The sequence below is a fragment of the Vreelandella glaciei genome, assembly GCF_013415125.1.
GTDB lineage: Bacteria > Pseudomonadota > Gammaproteobacteria > Pseudomonadales > Halomonadaceae > Vreelandella > Vreelandella glaciei.
Genome location: NZ_JACCDE010000007.1, coordinates 48,634 through 60,879 on the forward strand (window position 1 = coordinate 48,634; position 12,246 = coordinate 60,879).

At 57.4% G+C, this 12,246-nt stretch carries 12 protein-coding genes; 1 reads left to right on the plus strand and 11 read right to left on the minus strand.

All coding sequences use genetic code 11. The features are described from left to right. Positions 1-24: 24 nt before the first annotated feature. The 8 genes from HZS80_RS06565 to ltnD all read right to left on the minus strand — a co-directional run bounded on the left by HZS80_RS06565 (position 25) and on the right by ltnD (position 7,815). Positions 25-1,302 (minus strand): TRAP transporter large permease, encoded by a 1,278-nt coding sequence (locus tag HZS80_RS06565; RefSeq protein WP_179915529.1) that lies wholly within the window; start codon positions 1,300-1,302, stop codon positions 25-27. Then, positions 1,299-1,862 carry a TRAP transporter small permease gene (locus HZS80_RS06570; protein ID WP_179915530.1) on the minus strand — a complete coding sequence of 188 codons (564 nt, stop codon included), beginning with the start codon at positions 1,860-1,862 and terminating at the stop codon, positions 1,299-1,301. The genes HZS80_RS06565 and HZS80_RS06570 overlap by 4 nt, the downstream gene beginning before the upstream one ends. A gap of 71 nt (positions 1,863-1,933) precedes the next feature. Further along, the gene (locus HZS80_RS06575; RefSeq protein WP_179915531.1) at positions 1,934-2,947 is read right to left on the minus strand and encodes a TRAP transporter substrate-binding protein; all 1,014 of its coding nucleotides are present in this window, start codon (positions 2,945-2,947) and stop codon (positions 1,934-1,936) included. A gap of 104 nt (positions 2,948-3,051) precedes the next feature. After that, a complete protein-coding gene (gene denD / locus HZS80_RS06580) occupies positions 3,052-4,014 on the minus strand; it encodes a D-erythronate dehydrogenase (RefSeq protein ID WP_179915532.1) in 963 nt (320 codons plus the stop codon). A gap of 67 nt (positions 4,015-4,081) precedes the next feature. Further along, on the minus strand, positions 4,082-4,879 hold the full coding sequence (gene otnI / locus HZS80_RS06585; protein ID WP_179915533.1) for a 2-oxo-tetronate isomerase: 798 nt from the start codon (positions 4,877-4,879) through the stop codon (positions 4,082-4,084). A gap of 43 nt (positions 4,880-4,922) precedes the next feature. Further along, positions 4,923-5,582 carry a 3-oxo-tetronate 4-phosphate decarboxylase gene (otnC, locus tag HZS80_RS06590; RefSeq protein WP_035560758.1) on the minus strand — a complete coding sequence of 220 codons (660 nt, stop codon included), beginning with the start codon at positions 5,580-5,582 and terminating at the stop codon, positions 4,923-4,925. Next, positions 5,579-6,877, minus strand: a complete 1,299-nt coding sequence (gene otnK, locus HZS80_RS06595; protein WP_179915534.1) for a 3-oxo-tetronate kinase — start codon at positions 6,875-6,877, stop codon at positions 5,579-5,581. The genes otnC and otnK overlap by 4 nt, the downstream gene beginning before the upstream one ends. Positions 6,878-6,882: 5 nt before the next feature. Then, a complete protein-coding gene (gene ltnD / locus HZS80_RS06600) occupies positions 6,883-7,815 on the minus strand; it encodes an L-threonate dehydrogenase (RefSeq protein WP_179915535.1) in 933 nt (310 codons plus the stop codon). A 157-nt stretch (positions 7,816-7,972) separates the two neighbouring features. Here ltnD and HZS80_RS06605 point away from each other — a divergent pair, with 157 nt between their 5' ends. Further along, positions 7,973-9,022, plus strand: a complete 1,050-nt coding sequence (locus HZS80_RS06605) for a LacI family DNA-binding transcriptional regulator (protein WP_179915536.1) — start codon at positions 7,973-7,975, stop codon at positions 9,020-9,022. Positions 9,023-9,035: 13 nt separating this feature from the next. Here the strand turns inward: HZS80_RS06605 and HZS80_RS06610 are convergent, their stop codons facing one another. The 3 genes from HZS80_RS06610 to HZS80_RS06620 are packed head-to-tail and all read right to left on the minus strand — an operon-like array spanning position 9,036 to position 12,242. Then, the gene (locus HZS80_RS06610) at positions 9,036-10,436 is read right to left on the minus strand and encodes an amidase (RefSeq protein WP_179915537.1); all 1,401 of its coding nucleotides are present in this window, start codon (positions 10,434-10,436) and stop codon (positions 9,036-9,038) included. A gap of 23 nt (positions 10,437-10,459) precedes the next feature. Then, complete coding sequence (locus HZS80_RS06615) at positions 10,460-10,927, minus strand: RidA family protein (protein ID WP_179915538.1); 468 nt, start codon at positions 10,925-10,927, stop codon at positions 10,460-10,462. A gap of 40 nt (positions 10,928-10,967) precedes the next feature. After that, a complete protein-coding gene (locus tag HZS80_RS06620) occupies positions 10,968-12,242 on the minus strand; it encodes a TRAP transporter large permease (RefSeq protein WP_179915539.1) in 1,275 nt (424 codons plus the stop codon). Between the last annotated feature and the right edge of the window lie 4 nt (positions 12,243-12,246).

Below are 12,246 nucleotides of genomic sequence, written 5' to 3' on the forward strand. Positions count from 1 at the left end.
TCGCTCACTTTAAATAACGACTGACTAACCATAGAAGATGTTCACCAACCCCATGGAAATCCACGGCATATAGGTAATCGCCATTAGGCAAGCCAGCACCACCAGCACAAAGCGCACCAGCCAGGGCAGCATTTGATCAATCGATATTTTGGCGACCGCACAGGCAGCAAACAGGTTCACGCCCAACGGCGGGGTGATCATGCCCAGAGCCAGATTAACCACCATGACCAGGCCAAAATGAACCGGATGAATGCCAAACTGAATAGCGATCGGCGTCAAGATCGGCGCCAGTACCAAAATAGCGGCAGAGGTTTCGATAAACATACCGACGACTAACAGCAGCGCATTGACCACCAGCAGAAACAGCAGCGGGTCGTTGATGGTGTTGGTGACTAGGGTGGCAATTTGCGCAGGCAGCCCCGTTCGGCTGAGCAGAAAGCTGAAGAGCGAGGCAGCAGCTATGATCAGCATGACCGCCGCGGTAGAGACAACGCTCTGGCGCATAATTGGCCAGAGGTCGTCGACCTTTAGTTCCCGGTAGTAGAAACCACCCACGATCAGCGCAAAAAATACGGCCACGGCGGAGGCTTCCGTTGGGGTAAATACCCCACCATAGATACCGCCAATCACGACCACCGGCATCAGCATCGCGACCCAGGCACGCTTCACCGAGACCATAAAACCGGTGCTGTCTTTATAGTCGTCTTTTCCGTAGCCCCGCACTTTGCAGAACAGGTAGAGAAAGAGGATCAGAGCACAGCCAATCAGTATGCCGGGGCCAATGCCCGCTAGAAACAGCTGTCCGATAGAGGTATCGGTACTCACGCCGTAAAGGATCAAGGGAATCGAGGGTGGGATCAGCACCCCAAGCTCTGCTGAGGAGGCCTGTATGGAGGCAGCCAGCGGCTTGGGATAACCATGCTTGACCATGGCGGGAATCAAGATAGCCCCGATCGCAAAGGTGGTCGCCACGCTTGACCCGGACACCGCCGCAAACATCATGCAGGTTAGTACACAGGACATGGCCAGCCCGCCCTGCACCCGGCCAACGATGGATTTTGCCAAGTCCACCAAGCGCTGAGAGATGCCCCCCGCGGCCATCAGATTTCCGGCGAGGATAAAAAAGGGAATCGCCATTAGCGGAAATTTATCGATACCGATAAACATCTGCTGTGGTACCAGCAGCAGTGGCAGGCGCGTGAAGAATTCAATGCCGATAATCGAGGCCAGGATTATCGAAATCGCAATCGGCACTCCGAAGGTAAACAGAATGATCAGCGACAGGCCAATAACCGTATTCATGGCTGTACCTCCCGCTCTGGTCGCGGTGCATCCTGGGATGTTTCAGCCTCCGGCACGATCTCGCTATTTTCAGGGCCTACCTTTTCCCGGCCAGCAAGCTGTGCGAGCAGCCTCGCCACCACGGCCACAATGGCAAAGCTAGAGCCCGTTGGAATCGCTGCATACGCCCACGCCATCGAGATGTTCATTCCTGACATGGTTTGATTGCTCACCCGCATGGTCATTTGAATGCCATAGTGAATTAGCACCACCAACACCAGCAGGCAGCACACCACAATGGCAACTTCCAGTAGTCTCAGAAAGCGCGTGGGCACTAGCTTATAAACGACCTCTACCGCCATCATATAACCGCCCCTGAAGGTGGCGGCTGCGGCCAGAAACACACACCAAATCATCGCCGCTCGAGAAGCCACTTCCGTCCAGGTCGAAGGCGCATTGAAGACAAACCGGGTGAGCACCTGATAAAAACTGAGCGTCACCGAGATCGCCAGCATCGCCACGGCAAGCAGCATAGCGAGCCGGGTTAACTGGCGCTCAAAACGAAGAAAGACCGCTAGCATAAGAAGTCACCATGCCAAAGCGGCCTCCGAGATGCCGGAGGCCGAGGTAGGGAAGCGCTTGTCAGGGTTACTTAACAACCGCTGGCTGTTTCCTGAACGCGCTCAAGCATTTCAGTGCCGTATTCCGAGGTAAATATCTCGTAGGCGGGCTGTACTGCTTCCTGGAAGGGGGCGATGTCGATATCGGTTTTTACCGTCATGCCATTCTCTTCCAGCAGCGCTACCCCTTCACGCTCTAGGCGCGACACTTCTTCCCGGGTTGCCTGTGCAGAGGCCGCCGCGGCCTCCATAAACCAACCACGCTCCTCATCACTCAAACCGTCCAGCAGAATGGGCGACCCCAGCACGATGGCCGGTGAGTAGACGTGCCCAGTGAGCGAGAGGTAGTCCTGCACTTCCCAGAAGTTAGTGGCGACGATGACGGTAATAGGGTTTTCCTGGCCATCGACAGTGCCCTGCTGAAGCGCGGTGAACAGCTCAGGAAACGCCATTGGCGTTGGGCGGGCGCCCATCTGGCGGAACGCTTCCTGGTGTACCGCGTTCTCCATGGTGCGTACGCGCAGGCCCTCGGCATCCGCGGGCGTGGCGATCTCGCGCTGGCTATTGGTTAGGTGGCGAAAACCATTTTCAGACCACGCCAAACCCACCAAGTCATGCTCGCCCATTTTTTCCAACAGCTCATCGCCCAGTTCGCTATCCAACACGCAGCGAGCCTGGTCGTAGTTTTCAAACAGGAACGGCAGGTCGAGCACATAGCTTTCCGGCACAAAGTTACCCAGCGGGCCAGTGGAAGTAATCACCACATCGACCGTGCCGATCTGCAGGCCTTCGATCATCTCCCGCTCGCCGCCCAGCGACCCAGAGGTGTGCTCGGTAACCGTGAACTCGCCATCGGATAATCGCTCAAGCGTCTCCTTAAACGCATCGGCACCTACCGAGTAGTGCGAAGTCGAGGAGAGTGTATGGCCCAGGTTCACTTCCGTCGCCGCGTGGGCCTGAAGTGCGATACCCGCCGTGGCGATACCGCTAATCGCTGCCACCAGAACATGGCGCTTGAGTGTTGGTGTCATGTGTTGCTTCGTCATTGTCGTGCCCTCTTTATATTGTTGTGAGGGTGGTCGTTGGGGCAACTTACCCGCCTGCGGGTGTCGCCCAGGCAGTTTCCTACCGCTTACGGCAGGGCAGAAACTCACTTCGATTCAGTAACGAACACATCAATAATCTGCTTGAAGTTGTCATCGCCAACAAAGCCGAGCTGTTTGGCTTTCGTGGTTTCAAACCGGGCGGGCCAGCTCGCCACAATAGCTTCAACGCGTGGGTCGGGTTCATGGCGTACCAGGGAAAGCGCTTTTTCTCCCGCGACGTCACCCAGCGCTTCCAGCATTTGGGCCACCGTGACGGTGATGCCCGGCAGCATAAAGGCTCTAAAAGGCGCCAGCGCCTCACTCGGCACCTCAGCACCATGGATTAGCGCATCCACCACCTTGCCGGGCGACATCACAAACATCGGCAGTTCAACGGGCACCGGGCAAACCGCCTCTTCGCCATTGAGCGGCTCACGCAGAATGCTGGAAGCAAAGCTGGAGGCCGCGGCGTTCGGTCGGCCAGGACGAATCACAATGGTGGGTAGGCGCAGCACTAGGCCGTCGATAAGCCCACGGCGGCTGTAATCGTTGATGAGCAGCTCACACATGGCTTTTTGGGCGCCGTAGGAATTTTGCGGATGGAGTGCCGTCATATCATCCAACACTTCCGGCAGCTCACCGCCGTAGGCCGCCACGGAGCTGGCCATTATCAAGCGAGTATCGGTCAGTGACTGCTTCCGGCAGCCTTCCAACAGCGCCCGCGTGGCATCGAAATTAACCCGCATACCGAGTTCCAAATCGGCTTCTGCGGCAGAGCTCACGACCGCCGCGAGGTGATAAATAACGTCAGGGCGTTGTTCCAGTACGCTATCCAGTGCGCCGGACTCGGTAATATCCAGCGCCCTTGATGTCACAGTGACGTTTCCCGCATTAGGCAACGGTGCTTCTATCTGATCAATCAGTGTTAGCCGAGTAATCGGCTGCTGGCGAAGCTCACCTCTAGTCAGCAGCTGTTGCACTAACCGCTGGCCTAGAAAGCCTGCCGCACCGGTAATGGCTATATGCATCGTTTTGCTCCTATGCACTGTTGTTATTGTTTGCGTTTTTCTCGTTTGTTATTTGGCCTGGCGAATATCAGTGAGTGGTTAGCCCCCAAGCTTTGCCCCACCCTAGCCCCGCACGGGTTTCTGCTTTGGGGCGATACTCACAGCCGATCCAGCCGGTGTAGCCCAGCGCACTCAATCGCTCAAAAATGGCGGGGTAGTGCACTTCTCCAACATTCGGCTCGTGGCGCTCTGGCACACCTGCGACTTGGATATGGCCGATAGCGCTGAACTGGCGTTCAAGGTGGCGAATCAAATCGCCATCCATGATCTGGCAGTGGTAGAGATCAAACTGTAACTTGAGATTTTCCGCCCCCACTTCGTCCAGCACTGCCATGGCTTGCGCTTGGCGAGACAGGAAAAATCCCGGCATATCGCGGGTATTAATGGGTTCGATGAGTACCTCTCGACCGACTTTCGCCGCCTCACCCGCCGCAAAACGCAAATTGCGAATATAGGCCACCTGATGCTCAGCTTTCGTCGCGGCATCGGCACCTTCAGGTAACAGGCCAGCCATGGCATGCACGCGGGGGCAGTTGAGCGCCTCGGCATAACGCAGTGCCTCTACCACCGAGTCACGAAATTCCCCTTCTCGGCCAGGTAGGCTCGCCAGCCCCCGTTCCCCGCCATCCCAATCTCCCGGCGGCAGGTTGAACAGCACCTGTTCCAATTGCGTTTCCTGCAGCGCATGGCGCAACTCTTCCGGGGAAAACGCATAGGGAAATAGATATTCGACACCTTTAAAGCCCGCGTCCGCAGCGGCAGCAAAGCGATCGATAAAGGCGTGCTCGTTAAACAGCATGCTGAGGTTGGCGGCTAATCGAATCATCGTGGTGCTCTTGTTGTTAAGTACGTCATTGTTAAACGCGTCGCTAATCCCGTGGAAAGCGTGCTTCCAGCTCAGCCACCTGCTCCGGCGTCAGCCCCCGAGGGTTCTCGCCTCGCAATAGCAGATAGAGCTTGGCGGTCTCTTCCAGTTCTTCGGTGGCGTACACCGCCGCCTCGAGGTTTTTCCCCGCTACCACCGGGCCGTGGTTGGCCAACAGTACCGCGCTGTGTTGACCCGCTAAGCCCCGCACTGCATCGCCCAGTGCTGGATCGCCGGGGATGTGATACGGCACCAGCGGTAGCTTGCCCACCCGCATCACGTAATAGGCGGTCAGCGGCGGAATGCAGTCGCAGGGATCGACTTCCGGCAAACAGGAGACCGCCACCGAGTGCGTGGAGTGAAGATGCACGATGGCACCGGACTGCGGGCGCTCTTCGTACATTGCCATATGCAAGAACTGCTCTTTGGTGGGCTTATCGCCACTCAACAGTTGGCCGTTGTTATCCAAATGGGAAATGCGCGCCGGGTCTAACCTTCCCAAACAGGCGTTGGTCGGTGTCATCAGCCAGCCGCCATCGTCTAGCCGTACGCTGATATTGCCGCTGGAGCCCATGGTCAAACCGCGGTCAAACAGCGATTTGCCCAGGGTGCTGATCTGCTCCCGCACTAGGTTCTGAGGATGGCGATGCAAGTGGAGGCTCATGCCAGCACCTCAAACGCCCGGGTAAAGAAATCGACGCCACCGAAGTTGCCGGACTTCAGCGCTAGCGACAGCGGTGCTTCGCTGCCTGCTAGCGGGGCTTGGGTCCAGGGCACGCCGGGATCGATCTGCTCGCCGATGCGCAGAGTGGTAATGCCCAGCGCCGAGACCACAGCACCGGAGGTTTCGCCCCCCGCCACCAGTAACCGGCCTACGCCTTCATCGACCAGCGTCACCGCCAGTTGGCTCAATGCTTCTTCCACGACCTGCCCGGCACGCGCGGCCCCTAACGCTTGCTGTGCCGCGGCTACGTTGGTTGGCTCTGCCGAGGCGTAAATCAGTACCGGCGCCTGTTCAGATAGCCGCTGCCGAGCAAACGCCAGCGCCTGCGTCTGCTGTTGTTCACCTTCCGCCAGCGCCAAGGGATCCAGGGCAAAGCCACCATCAGGGTGCTTGGCCAGAAAATCCGCCACCTGGGCCAGTGTGGGCCGTGAGCAACTGCCGGACAGCACCAACCCCCCGCCCGAGGCAGGCGATAAACGCCCCGGTTCAGTGATGGTGGCTAACCAGCCCTGGGCACGGTACTGGGCAGGCAATGCCTGCCCCAGGCCAGAACCGCCGGTGACCAAGGGCATTAACACTGTCGCTTCGGCCAGTACGTCCAGATCCTGCTCGTCCAGGGAATCACAGATCACATGGCGAATGCCTTGTGCTTCCAGCGCAGATAAATGAGCACGGGTTGCCGTTGATCCTTGGGTAAGCACTGCGCGGTTGGCCAACCCCACCGGGTGCGGCGTTTGGCGGGCAAGCACACGCACTAAATCCGCGTCCTGCATGGGGTTCAATGGATGGTGCTGCATGCCGCTGTCGTTGAGCAAACGGTCGCCCACAAACAGATGGCCTTGGTAAACTGTGCGGCCATTGATCGGGAAGGCAGGCACCATCACCGTCTGGGAAGCGCCCAACGCTTCCAACAAAGCATCCGCCACCGGGCCGATATTGCCCTGATCGGTGGAATCAAAGGTGGAGCAGTACTTGAAGAACAGCTGGCGGGCACCCTGCTTTTGCAGCCAATTTAACGCAGCGAGCGAATCATTAACTGCTTCCTCTACCGGGCAGGAACGGGATTTGAGTGCCACGACCACCGCATCGATATCAGCGAGGTCGATCTCTTCTTGCGGTACGCCAATCACCTGCAGGCAGCGCATGCCGCCGCGCACCAGGTTATTAGCAAGGTCGGTGGCCCCGGTGAAGTCGTCGGCAATAGCGCCTAATACGATGTTCGCTCCCATACCCATTTTTATCAGGCTCCTTGGGCATCGTTGGCGGCTTCCGGCAAGGCGATGCCGGAGAGCCGCTGATAAACCTTGATCACCGCTGAATCATCTTCACGGCCAAAGCCTGCGCCGCTAGCAGCGGTAAACTGCTGCAGTGCACTGAACGCCACCGGCGTTGCCAACGCTAGCTCGCGGCCGGTTTGGTGCACGATATTGAGATCTTTGACGAAGATATCCACCGCCGACAGCGGCGTGTAGTCACCACTAAGAATGTGCGGCACGCGGTTCTCGAACATCCAGGAATTACCCGCCGAGTGGGTGATGACGTCATAAATAACCTCGGGGTCGAGCCCCATACGAATGCCCAGCGCCATGGCTTCCGCAGCGGTGGCGATATGCACGCCAGCCAGCAACTGGTTGACCAACTTCATACTGGAGCCCACCCCGGGGGCATCGCCAAGGCGGTAGACCTTGGCAGCCATGGCATCAAGTACTCGCTGTGCACACGTAAAGGCTTCCGGTGCGCCGGAGGCCATGACCGATAGCTCACCGCTTTTAGCTTTCGCCGCGCCACCACTAATCGGCGCATCCAGCATCATTAAGCCCTGTGCCGACAAGCGCTCACCTAGCTGTTTGGCTTGACTGGGCGCCACCGTGGCACACTGCATAATAAGACTGCCCGGTGCTAATTGGCTGACCACGCCCTGCTCTCCGAACAACACCTGCTCAACCTGTAAACCGTTAACCACAACCACCAACACAATATGGCAGTGGGCAAGCTCAGAAGGCGTGGCAACACTGCGGCCCCCTGCCGCCACGAAGGCATCGCGAGCGTCTACAGAGATATCGCAGCCCGTGACTTTAATCCCGCGTTGGAGCAATACGGTAGCAGTGCCCATGCCCATGGCACCCAGGCCAATAACGCCTACTTGAAGTGATTGTTGATCGTGTTGACTCACCTGCCGACACCTCGCTTTATTGAAAGTGTTGTTGTTTTTTTTGCTATCGTCGCGGTGTTATTAAAAGCGTCATGGTAGCGCTGTCATGATAGCGCTACCATTCGTTTTAGATTATTCTCTGCGCAACAACAAGCTGAACATTAGGGCACTGCGACCAATGTCTAAAGACTCGCCTAACGCTGACTTGCCCACCAACACCAGGCAGCGCCGAAGCTCCGACCAAGTCACGCTCAGCCACGTTGCTCAAGTGGCAGGGGTATCACCGATCACCGCATCACGGGCACTGAACTACCCCGATAAAGTTAGCGATAGTGCAAGGCGCAGTGTTCTCCAGGCCGTGGAGAGTTTGGGGTACGTCCCCAATCTGGTTGCAGGTAGCCTGGCTTCTTCCCGCTCGCGACTGATTGCCGTGATCGTGCCTTCACTCATCAATAGCGTGTTTGTGGAAGTCATCAAGGGTTTGCAGGAAACACTGGAAGCAGAGGGCTACCAGATACTGCTGGGTAATACCGATTACGATCTAGATCGCGAGTATCAGTTGGTGCGTACTTTTCTGGGCTGGTCATGCTCGGCACTGGTCACGGCAGGGCTGCGCCATAACTCGGCGTGCCATACGTTGCTGGCGAACTGGGATCATCCCATTATGGAAGTCATGGAACTGGGTCAGGGCATGGATTTGAATGTCGGGCTGGATCACGTGGCCGCCGGCCGCTGTATGGCTACCCATCTGACCGACAAAGGCTACCGCCATATTGTTTATGTGGGCGCACGGCTAGCTCAGGACTACCGCGCCAGCATGCGTTTTGATGGACATAAAGCAGTACTAAAGGAGAAAGGGGTCGATGCCCCACTGCTGGAATTAGACACCTTGGGCAGCCTGCAAGCGGGCGCGGAAGGGCTGGCCCAAGTGCTCGAGCAATATCCCCATACACAGGCCATTCACTTTGCCAACGACGATTTGGCGGCCGGCGCCCTACTGGCTGCTCAGCGCCAAGGACTTAACGTGCCGGGGGATATCGCTATTGCCGGGTTTAACGGCCTGCCGCTTGGTCAGCATGTAACCCCTCAGCTCACCACTATTCTCTCCCCCAGAGAAGAAATGGGCCGCTTAGCCGCCAAAGAACTCATTCGGCGGCTAAGCGGTAAAAACGTCTACCGCCGCCAGCACAATGTGGGCTTTACGCTCCAAATCGGCGGCAGTACTTAGGCCACTTCAGCGTTTACACCGCTGGCGGTTGACCAAGAATTTCCAAGCCTGATCCCAGTTCGTTTTCAATTGCCTGACCAATGGCCAGCAGTTTGGCGTCTTGCCACGGCCCGGCCAGCACTTGCAGTCCTACGGGCATGCCTGCAGCATCTTTTCCCACCGGCAAGGTCAAGGCACACAGACCAAGGAAATTAGCGATCACCGTGTTGCGCAGGGCGTGCATATTGGCTTTGGGATAGGCGCCTTCTGGCTCAAGACTTTCGATAGTGGGCGGGGTAATCGCCACCGTAGGCGTCAGCACCGCATCTATATCGGCCATGCGAGCGGCGGCCGATTGATAGAGCGAGTCCAAAATCGTGCGACGACGCACATACTCCCAGGCGGGCATGTCATCTGCCGCTTTAACGCGGGCGGCGACGTTAGGATCCAGGGAATCAATCATCTCGGGCAGTTCAGTCTTTAGAAACGCTGCCAATTCCGGCGCAGCCACCCCGCCCAGTTTGAATAGCTCGTACGCTTCGTCGATGCCGGGTAACTCTAAGGTGATGATTCGCGCCCCAGCGGCTTCCAACTGCTTTATGGCAGCGCGTACCGTTTCCGCGATACCTGGACTGCAGTCATCCCAGAAAAATGTTTCTGGCACCCCAAAGGTCAAACCGGCAAGCGTTGGTGTTGCGGGCACTCGATCGTCCTGACCGCAAAGGCCGCCATCCAATGCATCAAACGTAAAGGCAAGATCATCGACCCGACGCGCCAGTAGCCCTGGGGTATCCAGCGTGCTTGAAAGCGGCACAATCTGCTCGGTCGACCAGCGCCCGGCGGTAGTTTTCAATCCCGCCACGCCGGTCATAGAGGCAGGAATGCGCACTGAACCGGCGGTGTCGGTGCCCAACGCCAAGCTTGCCGTGCCGCCCACTAACGAAACACCCGCGCCGGAGCTGGAGCCGCCAGGCGTGCGGTGCTGATGAACATCCCATGGATTGCGCGGCGCCCCCCAGTGGGCATTGGTACCCAAACCACCAAAGGCAAACTCAACGGAGTGAGTTTTACCCATCACGGAAGGCAGCTGTTTCAATAGCGCGCTCACCAACGGGCCAGGACGCTCCCAGCGCTTCGGCAGCCGTTGGGAAGAGCCCGCATAAGTCGGCAGCCCCGTCACGGCGTAGATATCCTTGATCGATACCGCCATGCCCATTAGCGCCCCCGCATCACCACCTTGAGCGAGCACCGCATCGGCCGATTTTGCCATTGCCAGTGCCTGCTCACCGTTCCAGGTGAGGTAGGCGTGGTCTTGTTTGCCGCGCTGCTGATAAGCAGCGATTGCCGCTTCGGCCAACGCGGTAGCCGTCAGCGTGCCCGCCCGAAGCCGCTCGCGCTGCTCACGCAACGGTAGAAAAATGGGTGAATCCTGCATGCTTTACATACCTCTATGGGTGCTTAACGCACTTCAAAAATAGCTTCGACTTCCACCGCCGCATTGCCGGGTAGTGTCGCGACCCCGATGGCGGTTCTAGCGTGACGCCCTGCATCGCCAAATAGCGCGACAAAAAGCTCGGATGCCCCGTTGATCACCAGCGGCACATCGTGAAAGCCCGGCGCCACATTGACGAAACCATTCATGCGCACGCAGCGCACCACGCGGGAGAAGTCGCCATCGACAGCATCGCTCAATTCAGCCAAGAGGTTCAAAGCGCACGCCTGGGCCGCTAGTTTTCCGGTTTCAAGATCGAACTCACCCCCCACCTTGCCAGGATAGAGAACATCACCGTCACGCTCACAGATCTGGCCCGCTAAAAACAATTGGTTGCCCAACCGGGACCAGGGCAGAAATAGGCCACGCGGCGTTGGAATTGACGGTAACGTAAGCCCTTGCTCGGCGACCGCTTGTGCAATCGTTTTGCTCATGGTTCGTTGTCCTTATTGATTAACGTATTCAAGCAATTCATTAATAAATTAGCGAGGGCAGCCAGGTACTTAGCCACGGAACGTAGGTAATTATAATTAGCGCTAGCAGCATCAAACCAATCAGCGGCAAGCAGGCTTTAAACACCTCCTGCAGTGACATTTTGGATATCGCCATGGCAACGAACAGGTTCAACCCAACCGGCGGTGTAATCATTCCGACCGAGAAGTTGATCAGCGTAATCACCCCAAAATGCACCGGGTCCACGCCCACCTGGGCCGCAATAGGCTGCAGCAACGGCGAGAGCACGATGATGGCGGAGGCGCTATCGAGGAAGAAGCCAGCAACGATCATCACAACATTAAACAGCGCCATGACCTGAAACGGATCGTCGGTCCACGACAGCACTTCGCCTGCCAACTGGCTGGGCGTACCGGTAATCGCAAGTAGCCAAGAGAAAGCAGAGGCCCCAGCGGTAATCAGCAGTAGCGTGGCGGAAATCAAACCAGAGCTTCTTAGCGTTCCCATCAGTTCTGTTACGTTAATGGTGCGATAGACCACCATGCCGACAAACAGGCCATATACGCAGGCGACCGCTGCCGATTCGGTCGGGGTAAAGACGCCACTGTAGATCCCCCCCAGCAGAATCACCGGCAGCCCAAGGCCCCAGGCAGCATCTTTAAAGGCGACTAAAATTTGCCGCAGCGAAGGGAAAGGGGCGCGTTCATAGCCTTTGATGCTGCTAAAGACGATGCAGTAGGCGATGAGAATAGAGGCAATCACAATGGCAGGCAGCAGGCCCGCTGCAAACAGCCGCCCTACCGAAGTACCGGTCACTGAGCCGTAGATAATCAACGCAATACTCGGCGGTACGATCGGCCCCAAGGTACCGGCAGTGGCGATCAACCCAATCGCAAAGCGTTTATCGTAGCCAGCAGCGACAAGTGCGGGGAACATGATCGAACCAATCGCCACCACCGTAGCCGGGCTCGAACCGGAAATGGCCCCAAAGAAGAGGCATGACAGCACGGTAGCCGCTGCCAAGCCTCCAGGTACCCACCCTACCAGCGCCTTGGCAAGATTGATCAATCGGTCGGAAAGTCCGCCAATCCGCATTAACTCCGCCGCCAAAATAAAGAACGGAATCGCCATCAGCGAAAAGTTGTTCATACCGGTAAACATGCGCATCGGCACGATGACCGGATTGGTGGCACCAAAGAATTCAATGGCAAGAAACACCGCCAATGCCAAGGAAGCAAAGATGGGCAGCCCGAGCAGTAGAACGGCAAAAAAGATCGGTAATAATGCAGTAATCATGGTC